The organism is Pseudomonas sp. THAF187a, assembly GCF_009363395.1.
Taxonomy (GTDB): Bacteria; Pseudomonadota; Gammaproteobacteria; order Pseudomonadales; family Pseudomonadaceae; genus Aquipseudomonas; species Aquipseudomonas khazarica.
The window spans coordinates 2,038,594-2,056,629 of record NZ_CP045349.1 but is presented as its reverse complement, the minus strand read 5'-3'; the positions used below and the strand labels follow the sequence as shown (position 1 = coordinate 2,056,629).

At 65.9% G+C, this 18,036-nt stretch carries 17 protein-coding genes; 9 read left to right on the top strand and 8 right to left on the bottom strand.

Going from position 1 to position 18,036, the window contains the following annotated elements; all coding sequences use genetic code 11:
- Window positions 1-16 precede the first annotated feature (16 nt).
- Both FIV02_RS09515 and FIV02_RS09510 read left to right on the top strand, forming a co-directional pair.
- Window positions 17-1,471, top strand: a complete 1,455-nt coding sequence (locus FIV02_RS09515; protein ID WP_152488468.1) for a TrkH family potassium uptake protein — start codon at window positions 17-19, stop codon at window positions 1,469-1,471.
- 3 nt (window positions 1,472-1,474) lie between these two features.
- Entirely contained in the window at window positions 1,475-2,929 is a 1,455-nt protein-coding gene (locus FIV02_RS09510) for a TrkH family potassium uptake protein (RefSeq protein ID WP_037054195.1), read from the top strand.
- A gap of 18 nt (window positions 2,930-2,947) precedes the next feature.
- Here FIV02_RS09510 and FIV02_RS09505 read toward each other — a convergent pair whose 3' ends face one another.
- Window positions 2,948-3,961 (bottom strand): AraC family transcriptional regulator, encoded by a 1,014-nt coding sequence (locus FIV02_RS09505; RefSeq protein WP_037054198.1) that lies wholly within the window; start codon window positions 3,959-3,961, stop codon window positions 2,948-2,950.
- Between the two features lie 133 nt (window positions 3,962-4,094).
- On the opposite strand from FIV02_RS09505, the gene FIV02_RS09500 reads away from it, so the two are divergent.
- The 3 genes from FIV02_RS09500 to FIV02_RS09490 all read left to right on the top strand — a co-directional run bounded on the left by FIV02_RS09500 (window position 4,095) and on the right by FIV02_RS09490 (window position 6,587).
- Window positions 4,095-4,412 (top strand): Mpo1-like protein, encoded by a 318-nt coding sequence (locus FIV02_RS09500; protein WP_152488467.1) that lies wholly within the window; start codon window positions 4,095-4,097, stop codon window positions 4,410-4,412.
- Between the two features lie 39 nt (window positions 4,413-4,451).
- The gene (locus tag FIV02_RS09495; protein ID WP_152488466.1) at window positions 4,452-5,039 is read left to right on the top strand and encodes an HD domain-containing protein; all 588 of its coding nucleotides are present in this window, start codon (window positions 4,452-4,454) and stop codon (window positions 5,037-5,039) included.
- A gap of 159 nt (window positions 5,040-5,198) precedes the next feature.
- Entirely contained in the window at window positions 5,199-6,587 is a 1,389-nt protein-coding gene (locus FIV02_RS09490; protein WP_047584563.1) for an adenylate/guanylate cyclase domain-containing protein, read from the top strand.
- A gap of 55 nt (window positions 6,588-6,642) precedes the next feature.
- Here the strand turns inward: FIV02_RS09490 and FIV02_RS09485 are convergent, their stop codons facing one another.
- Both FIV02_RS09485 and FIV02_RS09480 read right to left on the bottom strand, forming a co-directional pair.
- Window positions 6,643-7,683: a glycosyltransferase family 1 protein gene (locus tag FIV02_RS09485; protein WP_152488465.1), complete on the bottom strand. Its 1,041-nt coding sequence runs from the start codon at window positions 7,681-7,683 to the stop codon at window positions 6,643-6,645.
- Window positions 7,680-8,498 carry a UDP-2,3-diacylglucosamine diphosphatase gene (locus tag FIV02_RS09480; RefSeq protein ID WP_152488464.1) on the bottom strand — a complete coding sequence of 273 codons (819 nt, stop codon included), beginning with the start codon at window positions 8,496-8,498 and terminating at the stop codon, window positions 7,680-7,682. The genes FIV02_RS09485 and FIV02_RS09480 overlap by 4 nt, the downstream gene beginning before the upstream one ends.
- 134 nt (window positions 8,499-8,632) lie before the next feature.
- Between FIV02_RS09480 and FIV02_RS09475 the strand changes: the two genes are divergently transcribed.
- The 3 genes from FIV02_RS09475 to FIV02_RS09465 all read left to right on the top strand — a co-directional run bounded on the left by FIV02_RS09475 (window position 8,633) and on the right by FIV02_RS09465 (window position 10,667).
- Window positions 8,633-9,397, top strand: coding sequence for an AraC family transcriptional regulator (locus FIV02_RS09475; RefSeq protein WP_152488463.1), 765 nt, complete (start codon window positions 8,633-8,635; stop codon window positions 9,395-9,397).
- Window positions 9,398-9,483: 86 nt separating this feature from the next.
- On the top strand, window positions 9,484-9,819 hold the full coding sequence (locus tag FIV02_RS09470) for a tRNA-binding protein (protein WP_037054214.1): 336 nt from the start codon (window positions 9,484-9,486) through the stop codon (window positions 9,817-9,819).
- Entirely contained in the window at window positions 9,816-10,667 is an 852-nt protein-coding gene (locus FIV02_RS09465) for a DMT family transporter (RefSeq protein WP_152488462.1), read from the top strand. The genes FIV02_RS09470 and FIV02_RS09465 overlap by 4 nt, the downstream gene beginning before the upstream one ends.
- 54 nt (window positions 10,668-10,721) lie before the next feature.
- Here the strand turns inward: FIV02_RS09465 and FIV02_RS09460 are convergent, their stop codons facing one another.
- Window positions 10,722-11,222 carry a hypothetical protein gene (locus tag FIV02_RS09460; RefSeq protein WP_152488461.1) on the bottom strand — a complete coding sequence of 167 codons (501 nt, stop codon included), beginning with the start codon at window positions 11,220-11,222 and terminating at the stop codon, window positions 10,722-10,724.
- A 114-nt stretch (window positions 11,223-11,336) separates the two neighbouring features.
- Window positions 11,337-11,621: a SelT/SelW/SelH family protein gene (locus FIV02_RS09455; protein WP_134678199.1), complete on the bottom strand. Its 285-nt coding sequence runs from the start codon at window positions 11,619-11,621 to the stop codon at window positions 11,337-11,339.
- Window positions 11,622-11,693: 72 nt separating this feature from the next.
- On the opposite strand from FIV02_RS09455, the gene FIV02_RS09450 reads away from it, so the two are divergent.
- The gene (locus tag FIV02_RS09450; RefSeq protein WP_152488460.1) at window positions 11,694-13,880 is read left to right on the top strand and encodes a patatin-like phospholipase family protein; all 2,187 of its coding nucleotides are present in this window, start codon (window positions 11,694-11,696) and stop codon (window positions 13,878-13,880) included.
- 60 nt (window positions 13,881-13,940) lie between these two features.
- Here the strand turns inward: FIV02_RS09450 and FIV02_RS09445 are convergent, their stop codons facing one another.
- From FIV02_RS09445 to FIV02_RS09435, 3 genes are all read right to left on the bottom strand, one after another.
- Window positions 13,941-15,977 carry a FimV/HubP family polar landmark protein gene (locus FIV02_RS09445; protein WP_152490102.1) on the bottom strand — a complete coding sequence of 679 codons (2,037 nt, stop codon included), beginning with the start codon at window positions 15,975-15,977 and terminating at the stop codon, window positions 13,941-13,943.
- Between the two features lie 334 nt (window positions 15,978-16,311).
- Window positions 16,312-16,743: a MarR family transcriptional regulator gene (locus FIV02_RS09440; protein WP_037054223.1), complete on the bottom strand. Its 432-nt coding sequence runs from the start codon at window positions 16,741-16,743 to the stop codon at window positions 16,312-16,314.
- Window positions 16,744-16,865: 122 nt separating this feature from the next.
- Entirely contained in the window at window positions 16,866-18,026 is a 1,161-nt protein-coding gene (locus tag FIV02_RS09435) for a diguanylate cyclase (protein WP_152488459.1), read from the bottom strand.
- Between the last annotated feature and the right edge of the window lie 10 nt (window positions 18,027-18,036).

The following is an 18,036-nucleotide window of genomic DNA, read 5'->3' as shown; positions in this document are numbered from 1 at the left end:
CGCCAGAGCCCCCTACATGGCCTTGCCGACGCTGCGCATCATCGGATTCATCATCGGCATATTCCTGATTACCCTGGCGGTGAGCATGGCCATCCCCATGCTGACCCTGCTGATCTTCGAGCATCCCGAAGACCTCAACGCCTTCCTCTGGTCCAGCCTGATCACCCTGATTGCCGGCCTGGCGCTGGTCATCCCCGGACGTCCGCAGAACGCCCAGCTGCGCCCACGTGACATGTACCTGCTCACCACGGGCAGCTGGAGCGTGGTGTGCAGCTTCGCCGCGCTGCCCATGATGCTGATCGCGCACATCAGCTACACCGATGCGGTTTTCGAGACCATGTCGGGTATCACCACCACCGGTTCCACGGTGCTGACGGGGCTGGATCACCTGTCGCCAGGCATCCTCATCTGGCGCTCCATGCTGCAGTGGCTCGGCGGCATCGGCTTCATCGGCATGGCGGTGGCGATCCTGCCGCTGCTGCGCGTGGGCGGCATGCGCCTGTTCCAGACCGAATCGTCGGACTGGGGCGAGAAAGTGATGCCGCGCTCGCACGTGGCTGCCAAGTACCTGCTGCTGGTGTACGTGGCCCTCACCCTGCTGGGCATTCTGGCCTACTGGGCTGCCGGCATGAACCTGTTCGATGCCGTCAACCATGCCATGACCTCGATTTCCACCGGTGGCTACTCCACCTCGGACTCGTCGCTGGCCAACTGGCCACAACCGGCCGTGCACTGGACGGCCGTCGTCCTGATGCTGCTCGGCGGCATGCCCTTCATGCTCTACGTCGCCTTCGTCCGGGGCAACCGCCAGGCCTTGTTCAAGGATCATCAGGTGCGCGGCTTCATCGGTTTCCTGCTGCTGACCTGGCTGGTGTTCGGCACCTGGCTGTGGATCAACTCGGAATACGCCTGGCTGGACGCCCTCCGCATCGTCGCGGTGAACGTCACCTCGGTGGTCACCACCACCGGCTTCGCCCTCGGCGACTACACCACCTGGGGCAGCTTCGCGGTCCTGCTGTTCTTCTACCTGACCTTCATGGGCGGCTGCTCCGGCTCGACCTCGGGCGGCCTGAAGATCTTCCGCTTCCAGGTCGCCTACGTGCTGCTCAAGGCCAACCTGATGCAGCTGGTGCACCCACGGGCGGTGATCAAGCAGCAGTACAACAACCACAACCTGGACGAGGAGATCGTGCGCTCGCTGATCACCTTCTCCTTCTTCTTCACCATCACCATCGGCGTCCTCGCCTTGGCACTGACCCTGACCGGCCTGGACTGGGTCACCGCCCTGACCGGCGCCGCCACCGCGGTGTGCAACGTCGGGCCGGGCCTCGGCCCGATCATCGGCCCGGCCGGCAACTTCGCCAGCCTGCCCGACTCGGCCAAATGGCTGCTGTCCATCGGCATGCTGCTGGGCCGCCTGGAAATCCTTACCGTCCTGGTGCTGGTCACCCGCAGCTTCTGGAAACACTGATCGATGCCTCTGTCCAGCCTGCGCATTCTCGCCTTCATCAACGGCATTTTCCTCATCACCCTGGCGCTGAGCATGCTGGTGCCGGTGATCACCCTGCTGATCTTCGAGCAGCCACAGGGCATCAATGCCTTCCTCTGGTCCAGCCTGATCACCGCCCTGACCGGTATCGTCATGATCGCCCAGGGCCGACCGCAGCAGACCCAGCTGCGCCCGCGCGACATGTACATGCTGACGGTCTCGAGCTGGGTGATGGTGTCGATCTTCGCCGCCTTGCCGTTCATCTTCGCCGAGCGAGCGAGCATCACCGACGCCTACTTCGAGAGCATGTCCGGCATCACCGCCACCGGCGCGACGGTCTTCAGCGGCCTGGACGACATGTCGCCGGGTACGCTGATCTGGCGCTCGCTGCTGCACTGGCTCGGCGGCATCGGCTTCATCGCCATGGCCGTGGCGATCCTGCCGATGCTGCGCATCGGTGGCATGCGCCTGTTCCAGACCGAGTCCTCGGACCGCTCGGAGAAGGTCATGCCGCGCTCGCACATGGTCGCCAAGTACATGGTGCTGGCCTACGTCGGCCTCAGCGCCATCGCCGTACTGGCCTTCTGGCTGGCCGGGATGGGCCTGTTCGACTCGATCAACCACGCCATGTCGGCCATCGCCACCGGCGGCTTCTCCACCTCCGACTCGTCGCTGGGCAAATGGCAGCAGCCCGCCATCCACTGGGTCGCGGTGCTGGTGATGATTCTCGGCAGCTTGCCCTTCGTCCTCTACGTCACGGCGATGCGCGGCAATTACCGGCCCCTGCTGCGGGATGCCCAGGTGCACGGCTTCCTGCTCCTGCTGCTGGGCAGCTGGCTGGTGCTGGCCTGCTGGAAATGGATGACCACCGACCTCTACTGGCTCGATGCCCTGCGCCTGGTGGCGGTGAACATCACCTCAATCATGACCACCACCGGCTTCGCCGTCGGCGACTACCACCTGTGGGGCCCCTTCGCCAGCATGATCTTTTTCTACCTGGGCTTCGTCGGCGGCTGTTCCGGCTCGACCGCCGGCGGCCTCAAGGTGTTCCGTTTCCAGGTGGCCTACATCCTGCTCAAGGCCAACCTCAAGCAGCTGATCCACCCGCGCGCGGTGATCAAGCAGCAGTACAACCGCCACCGCCTGGACGAGGACATCGTTCGCTCGATCCTCGCCTTCGCCTTCTTCTACACCATCACCATCGCGACGCTGGCGCTGGCCGTGGCCATGTGCGGAGTGGACTGGATCACCTCGCTCACCGGCGCCGCCGCCATGGTCTCCGGGGTGGGCCCGGGGATGGGCGAGATGGTCGGCCCGGCAGGCAACTACGCCGGCATTCCCGACCTGGCCAAGTGGCTGCTGACCCTGGGCATGCTCCTCGGGCGCCTGGAGATCCTCACCGTGCTGGTGCTGCTGTTCCCCGCCTTCTGGCGCCACTGAGACGGTAGCCCGCCCCTGTCACTGGCCGGGCACACGCCGGCTGCGGTATTCCCCCGGCGTCTCGCCGAACCAGCGGCGAAACGCCCTGAAGAAGTTGCTGGGGTCGGCAAAGCCGAGCAGATAGGCGACCTCCAGCAGCGTCAGATCGACCTGCCCCAGGTACTGCTCGGCCAGCTCGCGGCGGGTGTCGTCGAGCAACTGCTGGTAGCTGGTGCCCTCCTCCTGCAGCCGTCGCTGCAAGGTGCGCTGCGACAGGTGCAGCGCCTGCGCCACCACCTCGCGTCGCGGCTCCCCCTGCGGCAACAGGCGGCACAGCACCTGGCGCGCCTGATGGGTCACCCGGCTGCTGCAAAAGCGCGCCAGGTACTCCCCGGCAAAGCGGTCGTGCAACTGCGCCAGGGCCTCGTTGGCGCTGGGCAGCGGGGCCTCCAGGTCGGCACGCTCGAAGATCAGCCCGTAGTGCTCGGCATTGAAGCGCAGCGGCGCCTGGAACACCTGCTGATAGGGCGCCAGGTCGGCAGGCGCCGGGCCTTGCAGGCGGATTTCACGCGGGCGGATGAGCTTGCCGGTCATCCAGCGACAGAATGCCAGGCAGTAGGCCAGCGAGGCCTCGGCGCTCTGCCGCGCCGGTGGCAGGCGGTCGCCATGGATGGCCAGGGTCAGTGCGTAACCGTCGGGCTGCGCCAGGAAATTCAGGTCGGCCCCTTCGCCGATGATGCGTTGGTAGCGCACCAGGCGGGTGAAGCCGTCGCGCAGGTTGCGGCTGGACATCAGCGCGTAACCCACCACATGGAAGGACGCAGGACGCACCACCTGCGCCATGTTCAGACCGATCGCCGGGTTGCCGGACAGGGCCACGGCGCGCTGCCACAGGCGGGTCATGCCATCTTGCGGAAAGCGCGCATCCGGGTCGTTCAGCGCGGCGTAGTCCATGCCCAGTTCGGCGAACAGCCCGGCACAGTCGACACCGCCCAGCTCCAGTGCCTGCACGATGGCCAAGGCCCAGTTGGAAGATGTGGTTCTTTCACTCATCGTCTTGTTCTTATGTAGATCAGGCCAGCAAGGTCAGAGTTGGCGGCCCAAGGATACTAGACTGGCACCTTAAGTCAGTGGCCCATGGAGACAGCCGCTCTAGACTGACACTGACAATAACAGGAGGTGCGCCATGACCGCCCAGACCACCGAACGCTTCCAGAGCTTCGCCGCGTTCTACCCCTACTACCTGCAGGAACACAGCAACCTGGTGTGCCGTCGCCTGCACTATGTCGGCAGCCTGCTGGTGCTGACGATCCTCGCCTACGCCCTGGCCACCCAGCAATGGCTGTGGCTGCTGGCCATGCCGCTGGCCGGCTATGGCTTCGCCTGGGTCGGCCACTTCGTCTTCGAGAAGAACCGCCCCGCCACCTTCCAGTACCCGCTCTACAGCCTGATGGGCGACTGGGTGATGCTGAAGGACGCCTTCACCGGGCGGATTCGCTTCTGACCCCGGCACCAATCCAGAACAACAAGAACGAGAACGACCATGAATAGCCGAGCCCGCTTCACCCACATGGAAGACGGCCAGGCCGAGGACTGGGCCATCATCGCCCAGGATTTCGCCGCCTATGCCGCCCAGCTGCCTGCGCGCATTCTCGACCACCTGCGCCTGCTCGATGGCGACTTCGGCGGCTTCCCCGTCGACCGCCTGACCCACTCGCTGCAGACCGCCACCCGCGCGCACCGCGACGGGCGTGACGAGGAATACGTGGTCTGCGCCCTGCTCCACGACATTGGCGATACCCTCGGCAGCTACAACCACCCGGATATCGCGGCGGCGATCCTCAAGCCCTTCGTCAGCGCCGAGAACCACTGGATGGTGGAGAAACACGGGATCTTCCAGGGCTACTACTTCTTCCATCACCTGGGCATGGATCGTCACCTGCGCGAGCAGTTCAAGGACCACCCGCAGTACCAGGCGACCATCGAGTTCTGCGCCCGCTACGATGCCGCCGCCTTCGATCCGGACTACGAAAGCCTGCCCCTGAGCTACTTCGAACCCATGCTGCAACGGGTCTTCGCCAGGCCGAAGAACTCCATCTACCTGGCGGCCATGGACGACGCGGACGCCTGACCGCCGGCCACTGTTACGCCACCGTTCGGCGGTCATGCTTGGCTGGCCGCCGTACCCTTGGTTATGATCCCTGCCCTGTAGAGCCTCTGGCTCAGGTCTTGCAGACCAGCCAGGCGTCCAGCAGAGACGCCAGAATTCCAGCAGGGACAGTTCCAGCAGATGAAGTCAGTCACCCTCAGCCGTGCCAACGGGCTGCCGACGCCGCCGTTGCGCGAATACTATTCGCGCGTGCTGGCCTATATCGCCACGGCCGCGGCCATCGCCGCCGGAACCTACGTCGGGCATTTCACCTACGATGTCCTCTGGATGGTGCCCTACGCGCTGCTCTACCCGCACCTGGCGCACAACCTCAGCCGCCGCTTCAAGCGCGACTATCCGCAACAGACCGACCTCACCCTGCTGTTCCTCGATGCCATCCACGCTGGCGCGGCCTGCGTGCTGCTGGGGTTCTCCACGGTACCCAGCCTGATGTTCATGCTGACCCTGTGCTTCAGCGCCCTGGTCATCGGCGGCCTGCGCTATCTGGGGCTGGCGCTGCTGGTCGCCGGTAGCGGCATGGCGCTGTGTGCGGCGCTGGTGGAGATCCACCCCAATACCAGCACGCCGACTCCCGTGGCCCTGGTCAGCATTCTCTTCGCCACCTTCTACATCTGCATCACCGCCTATTTCGTCAACCAGCAGGGATTGCGCCTGGCGCAGGTGCGCAGCGAGATCAAGCGCGAACAGGAAAAGGCCGCACGCCTGGCCCGCAACCTGGCCAAGTACCTGTCCCCGCAGGTGTGGGAGTCGATCTTCACCGGCAAGAAGACCGTGCGCCTGGAGACCCAGCGCAAGAAACTCACCGTGTTCTTCTCCGACATCAAGGGTTTCACCGAGCTCTCCGAAGAGCTGGAAGCCGAAGCGCTGACCGACCTGCTCAACACCTACCTCAACGAGATGTCGAAGATCTGCCTGAAGTACGGCGGCACCATCGACAAGTTCATCGGCGACTGCGTCATGGTGTTCTTCGGCGACCCCAGCAGCAACGGCGCCAAGAAGGATGCGGTAGCGGCGGTTTCCATGGCCATCGCCATGCGCAAGCACATGAAGGTGCTGCGCCAGCAGTGGCGTGCCCAGGGCATCACCAAGCCGCTGGAAATCCGCATGGGCCTCAACACCGGCTACTGCACGGTGGGCAACTTCGGCGCCGACACGCGCATGGACTACACCATCATCGGCCGCGACGTGAACCTCGCCAGCCGCCTGGAAAGCGCGGCGGAATCCGGCGAGATCCTCATCTCCCATGAGACCTACTCGCTGGTCAAGGACGTGATCATGTGCCGCGACAAGGGCCAGATCACGGTCAAGGGCTTCACCCGTCCGGTACAGATCTACCAGGTGGTGGATTTCCGTCGCGACCTGGGCGCCACCTCCAGCTACGTCGAGCACGAGCTGCCGGGCTTCTCCATGTACCTCGACACCAACGGCATCCAGAACTTCGACAAGGAACGCGTGATCCAGGCGCTCAACCAGGCGGCCGAGAAACTGCGCGACAAGGTCATTCTCTGAGGTGAACCCTCCGGGCAGCTGCGCTGCCCGGCCCCCGGCGTAGCCAGGACAGTGCCTAGAGCGCGGTATCCGCCAGGGCCTCGTCCAGCACCACCGGCTCACCGTCGATCAGCGGCTGCAGCGCCAGGAATTCCAGCGCCGAGGCGCGCCAGGACTGTGCCGCCGCCAGCTCGGCGCAACGCCCGCGATCCAGTTCCAGGGCCGCCAGGCAGGCCGCTCCCAGGTCCTCGTCCATCACGCCACTGAGTCCCTGCTGCAACACGTCCAGCGGCCCTGCGACGGGGAACGCGGCAACCGGCGTGCCACAGGCCAGCGCCTCCAGCATCACCAGGCCATAGGTATCGGTGCGCGAAGGGAAGACCAGCACCGAGGCGTCCTGATAAGCCTCGGCCAGCGCCTGGCCACGGCGATAGCCGAGAAAGCTCACCTGCGGGTAGCGCAGCTGCAGCGCTTCACGCTGCGGGCCATCGCCTACCACACGCTTCTCGCCGGGCAGAGCCAGGTCGAGAAACGCCTGCAGGTTCTTTTCCGGCGCGATACGCCCCACGTAGAGAAACACCGGCTGCGCCTTCGGCTGGCGCATCCCGTTCGGGCTGAACAGGCCGGTATCCACGCCCTTGCGCCACAGTTGCAGGCGCTGCAGGTCCCACCCGGCGAACTCTTCGCGCAGGCGTTCGGTGGTCACCAGCACCGCCTGGCTCGGGCGATGGAAGGCGCGCAGTAGGGCATAGCCCCAGCGCGGCGCGATCCAGGGCCAGCGGGTGCTGACATACTCGGGGAAGCGCGTGTGGATCGCCGTGGAGAAGGCCAGGTCACGCTTGACCAGCCAGCGCCGCGCCGCCCAGCCCAGCGGCCCTTCGGTCGCCAGGTGCACGCAGTCGGGGCGAAAGTCGCGAATCAGCGCGCCGACCCGCCAGAGATTCCACACCAGCGGAATCTCCGGGTAGGTCGGGCACGGCACGGAACGGAAGTCGGCGGGCGACAGCAGCTTGACCTGATGACCGAGGCCGCGCAGCTCGCTGATCAGCGCCGCCAGGCTGGTGACCACACCATTGACCTGAGGCGCCCAGGCATCGGAGACGATCAGTATTCTCATGCACTGGTCTCGAGCGCCACGGCCTGCGCGTCGCTGGCTCCGCGTGCCTGCGCCTCGGCCAGGCGGTAGAGCTCGATCTGCCCGTCCCAGTGCTCGATCAGTGCCGTGCAGGACTCCACCCAGTCACCGCAGTTCATGTACTCGACACCACTCACCTGGCGGATCTCGGCGTGGTGGATATGACCGCAGACGACGCCCTGCAGGCCACGTTTGACGCACTCGTGCGCGATGGCTTCCTCGAAGTCGCTGATGAAGTTCACCGCCGTCTTGACCTTGTGCTTGAGGTACGCCGACAGCGACCAGTAGCCGTAGCCCCAGCGGCTGCGCCAGTGGTTCAGCCAGCGGTTGAGGGTCAGGGTGAATTCGTAGGCCGAGTCGCCGAGAAACGCCAGCCAGCGGTGGTAGCGGGTGATCACGTCGAACTGATCGCCATGAATGACCAGCAGCTGGCGGCCATCGGCGGTGACGTGCACGGCCTCGTCCACCAGCTGGATGTTGCCCAGCAGCAGGCTCGAATAACGGCGCAGGAACTCGTCGTGGTTACCGGTGACGTAGATCACCTCGGTGCCCCGCTTGCTCATGGTCAGCAGGCGGCGAATGACGTTGGTGTGCGCCTGCGGCCAGTAGATACCGCCGCGCAGCTTCCAGCCGTCGATGATGTCGCCCACCAGGTAGATGCGGTCGGCGTGATAGCGCTTGAGGAAGGCCGCCAGGTGCTCGGCCTGACAGTCGCGAGTGCCGAGATGCACGTCGGAGATCCACAGGGTGCGGACACGTTGCTTGCGGGTGGGCTTGGCGAGCTGGGCGCTGGTCATGGGCTGCCTCCGGCTGGGTTTAGACGAGCTTGAGGCGTGGCGGTGAAAGGATTGTGACGGGCAAAAGACCGTTCGATGACGCAGCACGCCGTCGCCCCAAGGCGTTACACTCCTGCGTTCACCGAGGAACCGCCATGCTCCCTGCCCTGTCCCTGCGCCACTACAGCCATGAAGTGCTCTGCCACAGCCATGACCACGCCCAGTTGGTGTTCGGCCTGACGGGTGAGCTGCAGTTCGAGGTGGAGGGCCTGGGCAGCCGCGTGCTGCGTCATCACCTGGCGGTGGTACCGGCCGAGGCCCGCCACACCTGCGGCAGCCCGCGTGGCAGCCAGTGCCTGGTGCTGGACCTGCCAGCCAACGACTGGCTCGCACGGCAGCTCGGCCATCACGCGGACAACATCCAGCGCCTGCTCGAACGCCCCGGCGCCCTGCAGCTCGACCCGGCCCAGGGCCAGTTGCTCAACTGGCTGGCCAACGGCCCGATCAACGATGCGGTGATCGCCGGCCAGGGCGCCGCCCTGCTGCTCGGCAGCCTGGCGTGCCAGCAGCCCGCCGGCGAAGCGGCACGCTTGCCACTGTCGGCGCTTGACCACTACATCGAGCAGCATGTCGCCCATCCCTTGCAGGTTGCCGACCTGGCCCGACTGGCCGGCCTGTCGGTCGCCCGCTTCCATGCCCGCTTTCTCGCCGATACCGGGCGCACGCCCATGGAGCACATTCGCCAGTTGCGCCTGCAACGGGCCGAACAGCTGCTGCGCGACAGCGAACTGCCCGTCGGCGAGATCGCTGCCCGCGTCGGCTACACCTCGCAAAGTGCATTCACCGCCGCGCTGTCCCGCCACCTGGGCATGACCCCACGGCAACTGCGGCGCGATCGCCAGGCCCTGCACCACGGCTGAGAGCCTCGCGACAAAAGCCGTCACTCCCGCGACAGACAGCCATCGCCAGCCCCTCTAGACTGCGCGGCATCACCGAGGAGTACCCCATGCAAACCATCGAATGGCAGGATTTCGAAAAAGTGGAGCTGCGCGTCGGCACCATTCGCAGCGCCCGCCCCAACGAAAAAGCGCTGAAACCCGCCTACGTGCTGGAAGTGGATCTTGGCGAGCTGGGCATCAGAACCTCCAGCGCGCAGATCACCGCGCACTATGACTGCGACGGCCTGATCGGCCGTCAGGTGCTGTGCGTCTGCAACTTCGCCGCCAAGCGTATCGCCGGCGTGCGCTCCGAAGTGCTGGTCACGGGCGTCTACGACAGCGAAAACCGCGTGGTACTCGCCGGCTTCGACAAGCCGCTCGACAACGGTGCGCGTCTGGCATGAAGGAACGTAACGCCCTGCTGGCGATTCACCTGGGCGCCCTGCTGTTCGGCCTGTCGGGCATCTTCGGCAAACTGGCAGCGACCACACCGGACATGATTGCCGGCGGTCGCGCTTTCTTCGCCGTGCTTGCCCTCGGCCTCGCAACCCTGCTCTGGTGCCGCACCAACTCCTCTCGCCCCAGCTGGCCCCAACTGGCCCGGCTGGTGCTCGGCGGCCTGCTGCTCGGCAGCCACTGGCTGGCCTTCTTCGAGGCGGTGAAAATCTCCGGCGTGGCCATTGCCACCCTGGGCTTCGCCAGCTTCCCGGCGTTCACCGTACTGCTCGAAGGCACCCTGTTCCGCGAGCGCACACGCCCCGTCGAATTCCTCATGGTCGCCCTGGTGTGCCTGGGGCTGATCCTGGTGACACCCGAGTTCAGCCTGGGCAGCGATGCCACCGTGGGCTTGCTCTGGGCCGTCCTGTCGGGCCTGCTGTTCGCCCTGCTATCGCTGCTCAATCGGGCCAGCACGCATGGCCTCGACCCGATACAGGCGGCCCTGTACCAGAACGTCACCGTGCTCGTCGTGCTCATGCCCCTCGCGGCCCCGCTGGTGCCTAGCCTGCGCCCGCTGGACTGGCTCTGGCTGGCGATGCTGGGGATATTCTGCACGGGCCTGGCGCACAGCCTGTTCGTCGCCAGCCTGCGTGTGCTCAAGGCACGCACCACGGCGGTGATCTTCGCCCTGGAGCCGGTCTACGGGATTCTCTTCGCCTGGTGGCTGTTCAGCGAACAGCCCACCCTGCGCATGCTCGCGGGTGGCTTGCTGATCATCAGTGCCATCTTCGTCTCGGCACGGATGGCGCGCTGAGCCTGCCGGCATCAGGCTGCAGCGCGCAGCGACCCCGCCAAGGACGTCAGCCGCTCAGTTGACGCTGTAGCCACGCCCCGTCAGGCAGGCGCCCAGGGCGCGACGGTAACGCTCGGTGGAGTCGGCCCCCACCGGGCGGGTCGCCGTGGCGGGGTCGAAACCGCTCTGCCCCACCGCCCAGCTGTGGCACTCGTAGCGATCACGCCCCTGCAGCTCGGTGCTCTGGCCGTTGGCCGGGTAGGCGATCACTTCATAGCTGGCGACGCTGTTGCCCTGCACCGCAGGTGGCGGCGTGACCACGACGTAGCGCTGGGCATTGGCGTTCCACAGGTAATAGGTGCCAGCGGCGACGAAATACAGCGCGCTGCCGATCCACAGTTCACGGGCGCCGTCCGGCAGGCCGTGGCGATGTCCACCAGCCGGACCGGGACCCGCATTGCCCCAGCCCGGCCCACCAGGGCCACCCGAACCTCCAGGCCCAGGCGGACCGGCCAGGGCCTGGGTAGACAGCACCAGGGTCATCAAGGCCAGGATCATTGAACGTTGCAGCGACATGTTTCACCTCTTCACGTGACGGCCTGATCGGCCCGAGGCAAATTATTCGCGCGCCGCCGTGGCAGCGGGGTAAGCCCTGTGTAAAGAGGGGGTAAAACTCCTGATACACGGTTCTCAGGGACGGTCGTTGTGCCCCAGGTCACGCGCCGGATCGATCAGGTCGCGCACCCGCCGCTTGAGCTCCTTGGCTTCGGGAAAACCGCCGTCGGCCTTGCGCTCCCAGACCTGCTGGCCATCGCACAGGATGCGGAACACCCCTCCCGTGCCCGGCTCCAGGCTGACTCGTCCCAGCTCGTCGGAGAAGGTGCTGAGCAGTTCCTGGGCCAGCCAGGCGGCGCGCAGCAGCCATTGGCACTGGGTGCAGTAAGTGATGATGACTTCTGGCTTGTTATCGGACATGGAGAGGCTCTGGGACTGGACGGACGGTGCCTATAATAGCGGCCCTCGAATACGTCTCGCCCGGTATCTGTCATGCGCCGCCTGCTCTGCTCGCTGTTCTGTCTCCTCGCCCTTCACGGCCTGCCCAGCCACGCTGCCGAACGCGTCGGCCTGGTGCTCTCCGGTGGCGCGGCTCGAGGCCTGGCGCACATCGGCGTGCTCAAGGCGCTCGAGGAGCAAGGCATCCGCATCGACGCCATCGCCGGCACCAGCATGGGCGCCATCGTCGGCGGGCTGTACGCCGCCGGCTATTCGGTGGAAGAACTGGAGCGTCTGGCCCTGGAGCTGGATTGGCAGCAGGCGCTGTCCGATTCACCGCCACGCGAGGACATCCCCTTTCGCCGCAAGCAGGATGACCGCGACTTCCTGATCAAGCAGAAGCTCAGTTTCCGCGACGACGGCAGCCTCGGCCTGCCGCTGGGCGTGATCCAGGGGCAGAACCTGGCACTGCTGCTGGAAAGCCTGCTGGTGCACCGCAGCGCCACCCGCGACTTCGACAAACTGCCGATTCCCTACCGGGCCGTGGCCACCGACGTGGTCAGCGGTGAGCAGGTGGTTATGCGCAGCGGCCACCTGCCGCAGGTCATGCGCGCCAGTATGTCGATTCCTGCCGTGTTCGCGCCGACGGAAGTCGACGGCCGCCTGCTGGTCGATGGCGGCATGCTCAACAACGTACCGATCGACGTGGCACGGCAGATGGGGGTGGACCATGTCATCGTGGTCGACCTCGGCATGCCGCTGAAGCCGGCCGACGAACTGCATACCGTGGTCGATGTGATGAACCAGTCGATCAACCTGATGATGCGCAGGAACTCCGAAGAACAGCTGGCCACCCTGGTCGATGACGACGTGCTGATCCAGCCGGCGCTGGCCGGCTTCGGGGTCGCCGATTTCAATCGCGGCGAGCAGATGATCCTCGCCGGCTATCGCGCCACGCAGATCAAGGCCGAAAGCCTCGCCCGCCTGCGCACCAGCAACGCCGGCAGCCCGGCACTGGCCATGGCGCGCTCGCGCGAGCAGCGCAACCCGGTGATCCGTGAAATCCACGTGGAGAACGATTCCAAGGTCGGCGACGAGGTCATCCGTAGCCACATCCGCCAGCCCCTGGGCGAACCCCTCGACGTGGAGCGTCTGCAGAAGGACATGGGGACGCTGTACGGCCTGGACTACTTCGAGCGCGTGCAGTACCGCGTGGAGGCGCTGGACCAGCGCGGCAGCGCCCTGGTGATCGATGCCCGCGGCAGGCGCACCGGCACCGACTACCTGCGCCTGGGGCTGAACCTGTCCGATGACATGCGCGGCGACAGCGCCTTCAACATCGGTGCCAGCTACCGCGTCAACGGCATCAACACCCTCGGCGCCGAATGGCTCACCCGCCTGCAGCTGGGTGACCGCCAGGAGCTGTACAGCGAGTTCTACCAGCCGCTCGACGCCGGCTCACGCTACTTCGTCGCCCCCTACCTGTTCGGCGAGGCGCAGAACGTCGAGGCGATACTGGATAACGACCCCATCGCCGAATACCGCCTGGAGCGCTATGGCTACGGCCTCAATCTCGGCCGACAGATCGCCAACAACGGCGAGATCCGCTTCGGCATCGGCCAGGCCTGGGGCGAGGCCGACGTGCGCGTGGGCGAGCGTGACCTGCCCAGTTTCAGCTTCAGCGAGGGCTACTACGAACTGAAGTACTCCTTCGACACCCTGGACAACCTCGACTTCCCGATCAAGGGCGAAGACATCGGCCTGCTGTTGCGCCAGTACGACAAGGGCCTGGGCTCGGACGACGAGTACAGGCAGTGGCAGCTGGAGCTGAACAAGGCGCTGACCCACGGCCCCAACACCTGGCTCCTGGGTGGTCGCTACGGACGCACGCTGGACGAAGCCGAGGTGGTGACATCCGGCTTCATCCTCGGTGGTGCCCAGGAACTCTCCGGTTTTCGCCAGGACTCCCTGAGCGGGCAGAACATGGCCCTGGCGCGCATGATCTACTACCGCCGCCTGACGCAGAGCTCGCTGCTGCCACTGGACCTGCCGCTCTACCTGGGTTTCTCGCTGGAACGGGGCCGCGCCTGGAACAACGACAATGCCTTCGACAGCGGCTACATCAACGCCGCCAGTGTCTTCCTCGGCCTGGACACGCCCCTGGGGCCGCTGAACTTCAGCTACGGCTTCAACGACGAGCGCGAGAAAGCGCTGTACCTCAACCTCGGCAAGAGTTTCTGAGGCCAGTAACGACCAGGCCGCGCATGAGCGCGGCCTGGTCGGCTAGCACGGTGAATGGGCTCAGGCGATTTCCGCCAGCAACTGGCGAGCGGCCCGCTTCTGCTCGTCATCGCCCTGATCGATCACCTCGTTGAGGATGTCACACGCGGTGGCGACATCGCCCTGCTTGATGTACGCCAGGGCCTGATTGAGCTTGGCCATGTGCGCGGGGTTGCCGGCCAGGTGGTCGAAATCCCCCTGCAGCGCGGCGGTGGCATCGGCATCGCCGGCGAACGCATCGAGGAAGTTGTCGTCCAGCTGCTCCTCGTCGTCGAGCAGGACCATCTCCATCTCGCCAAACGCGCTCAGTTGCTCATCCTCGTGCGGCAGCTCGAAGACCTCCGGCAGCTCCTGCAGGTTGCTGGAGAACGACGCGTCGAGCTCAGGCTCGGCGGCCGCCTTGGGCTTGGCCTGGACGGTGGTCGAGAACGGGCTGACCAGGTCCCAGTCGGCATCCAGGGACAGATCATCGAGATTGAGCTGAAAGTCGGGCTCGGTGACCGGCTCGTCCGGTGCTGGCGCCACTGCCTGAACGACAGGCTCGCTCGGCTCGGGTTGCGCCGTCCGCAGGTTGGGATGCCTGGCTTGCAGGGCGTCGAGACGCGCCTCGTCGAACCCCTCGGCGCGCAGAACCGCTTCTTCGCGGGCGAAGGCCTGGCCATCGCCCTGCTGCGCCAGGACTTCCAGCAGGCGGAAGCGCAGGTCACTGCGTTGCGGCTCCTGCAGCAGCGCCTTGTTCAACTCGCCGCGCGCCTCGCTGAGGCGGCCATAGGCGATGTAGACGTTAGCCGCCTCCAGCGGATCGGTCGGTGCCTGCGGGCGCTGCACGACCGGGGCCGGAGTCACCTTGGCGGCCGGCGCCACGGCGGCGACAGGCGCGGCCTCGACGACCCTGGGGCGAGTCACAGGCTGCGCCTTGGCGGCAACCTGCACCACCGGCGAGGCCTTCTCGCGACGCCGGGCGGCCCAGAACAGCGCACCGAGCAGCAGCAACAGACCTGCGCCACCGGCGAGCAGCGTGGAGAACCAGCCACCTGTTTCCGTGGCCGGTGCCTGCGGCTCGGCCGGCACCTCGGCTGCGGGTTGCACGACAGGCGCTTGCGGCGTGCGCTCGGCGGCGAGCTCGGCCAGTTGTGCGTCTTTCGCCGCCAGCTGGTCCTGCAGTTGCTGAACCTGCAGCTGCAACTCGGCCAGGCCCTGCTGCAGTTGCAGGTTCTCGGCAGCCTGGCTGGCCAGTTCCAGATCGACCTGGCGCTGTTTCTCGGCCAGCAGTTGCAGGCTGTCCGTCTGCTCCGGCGTCGGCTCCAGCGCGGTCAGCGGCGCACTCACCGGCCCCTCGGCACTGAGGCTGCTCTCGGCAACGGGCTCCGCTGCTTGCTCCGCCACGGGCGCGGTCGGCGCGCTGGCCGCAGCGGCGCGCGCGGCATCGGGCAGCAGCAAGTCGGCACCGGCCTGCAGCAGGCCTGGGTCGCCGCCGATGAACGCCCCCGGATTGAGGGCAAGAATGCCTTCCATCAGCGCCTGCTGAGACAGCCCGCTGCCCTCCTCGCGCAGACGCGCCGCGATCGACCACAGGCTGTCGCCGCGCACCACCTGATGACGATGCCCCGCCACGGCAGCCGGCGGCGTCACGCTACGTATCGACGATGCCGGTACGGCCTGGCGAGGCGCCTGGGCAACGGGCGCCGCAGTGGAGGCTGCCACCGAGGAATAGGCGGAGGAGCCCGGCGGATCGAGCAGTACGGTGTATTCACGCAGCAACTGGCCGTTGGGCCGTGCCACCTCGACGATGAAGTTCAGATAGGGTTCACGGACCGGGCGACTGGACACCACCCGGATCACGCTGCGCGAGCCGCGCAACAGCGGTGTGAAGCGCAGGTCGTTGAGAAAGTACAGGCGCTCGACACCCGAGCGACTGAATACCTCGGCAGGCGCCAGGCCGACGCGTACGTCCTGCGCACCCAGGTCGCCGACCTCGAGCAACTCGATCTCGGCCTCCAACGGCTGATTCAACGCCGAATGCAGCGTAATATCACCCAACCCAAGCGCCGGTGCCATTCCCGAATAGAGAGCGGAACCCGACGCCAAACCCAACATCAACTGACGCACCCGAGCCATGTGACCTCCAGGGTTATCCAGGCTCGAACGCCGCCTCCTCGACTTCCTGTCCGGGCTTCCCTTGGCCGGGAGGCTGGCGCCCTCGAAAAACGCAAAGGACGATCAACAGAGTCCCTGTCCAGACCGTCCTGAATTGCATTATGGCTACTAATTCACAAAGTAGCGGATTAGGCGTCAGTTTGCCGACGAAAGCACAGTGCCATCAACCAACTTCAGTCAAAAGTAAGGCACAAAAAGCGCTTGACCGAGCGGGCATGAAAATGCCAACCAGGTCTCATTTCACCAGGTTGGCCAGCACCCGCGCGTGGACCTGCTGGCAGCGCCGCAGGTCGTCTTCGTCGATACCGGCGAAGACCTCATGGCGCAGTTGGGTGGAAATCGCTTCGATCTTCTCGATCAGCGGCTGCGCCTTGGGTTGCAGCGCGATCTTCTTGGCGCGGCGGTCCTCGGGTACCGCCACGCGGGTCACCAGTTCCTGACTTTCCAGGCTGTCGAGCAGGCGCGCCAGGGTTGGCCCCTCCACGCCCACGCTCTGCGCGAGCTCGCGCTGGGTGGGCATCTCAGTGAAGCGGGCCAGGTGCAGCAGCACCAGCCAGCGGGCCTGGGACAGTCCCAGGCCGACCAGGCGGCGGTCCAGTTCCGAGCGCCACGCGCGTGACAGTTGGGCGACTTGCATGGCAAAGCGATGTTGATCGGGGTAAGACATGGGCAAGCGAACTCATACAAAGGTAAAAAACTAATTATTAGCCAGCTAGCCATAACCCGACGCGCAGAGCAAGCGCGGATTTCGCCGGTCCGTTGCAGAATACGACGGCGACGCCCTCTGACTCAGGCCGCGACCTGATTGCGCCCGAACGCCTTGGCCTCGTAGAGCGCACGGTCCGCCTGCTCGTAGAGTTGCCCCAGTTCGGCCTGGACGCCCGGAGTCAGGCACGCGACGCCGATGGACATGGTCAGCACCTCGGCGCTGTCGGAGCCGCGATGGACGATGGCCGCCGCTTCCAGCGACTGGCGCAGGGCCTCGGCACGCTGCCGGGCCTCGTCGGCAGCGATGTCGAACAGCAGCAAGGCGAACTCCTCGCCACCCAGGCGCACGCCCATGTCCAGCGGGCGCCGTGCCGCCTGCTCGATGAGCATGCCCACGCGCTGCAGGGCCGCATCGCCGGCCTGGTGGCCGTAGCAGTCGTTGTAGGCCTTGAAGTGGTCGATATCGCACAGCAGCAGAGCCAGCGGCTTGCCGTCACGTTGCGCCTGGCGCCACAGGCGCTCGAACTGGCGGTTGAAGCTGCGCCGGTTGTGCAGGCCGGTCAGGCTGTCGTGATAGGCGAGCAGACGCATCAGTCGACTGACCAGAAAGTGCTCGCGCGATTTGTATTCGAGCAGGTAGCAACCGACGGCGCCGGTGAGATTGCCGAACGCAAGGAACAGCACATTGTTGATCAGCCTCGCCGCCGGCAAGCCGGCGAGCAGTTCCGCCACCACGTAAGCCGTCAGCACGACCAGCGAACAGGCGAGCGCCTCGCTCAGGCGCAGTCCCACCAGGAAATAGGCAGCCATGCTCACCAGCAGCAGCCCTTCGTAGGGATAGCCGGGATCGACCTGATGGACGATGCCGACGATCAGCGCGGCCCCCACGCCCAGGGTGAGGATACACGCCATGCTCAACGGCAGCAGCAGATGGGTATGGCGACGCTGCAGGATCAGTGCGGCACAGACCAGCAGGATGACCAGCACCACGAACCTCACGCCGAGCACCCAGGCGAGGTGCGACGCAGGCACCACCAGCAGGTCCAGCACCGCCAGTGCCAGCCAGATGACCATGGCGACACTCAGTGCGAAACGCTTGAGTTCGAAGCTGTCGTCGAGCAGGTGGGCGCGGTATTCACGCTCCAGCGCGCGCGAGAAGCGCAGACCACGAAACCCCAGGCTCAGCTGGTCTGCGTAGGGGCTCGGGCGGACTTCATCGAGCCAGGCGTGAAAGTTGGGCACTGCTACCTCG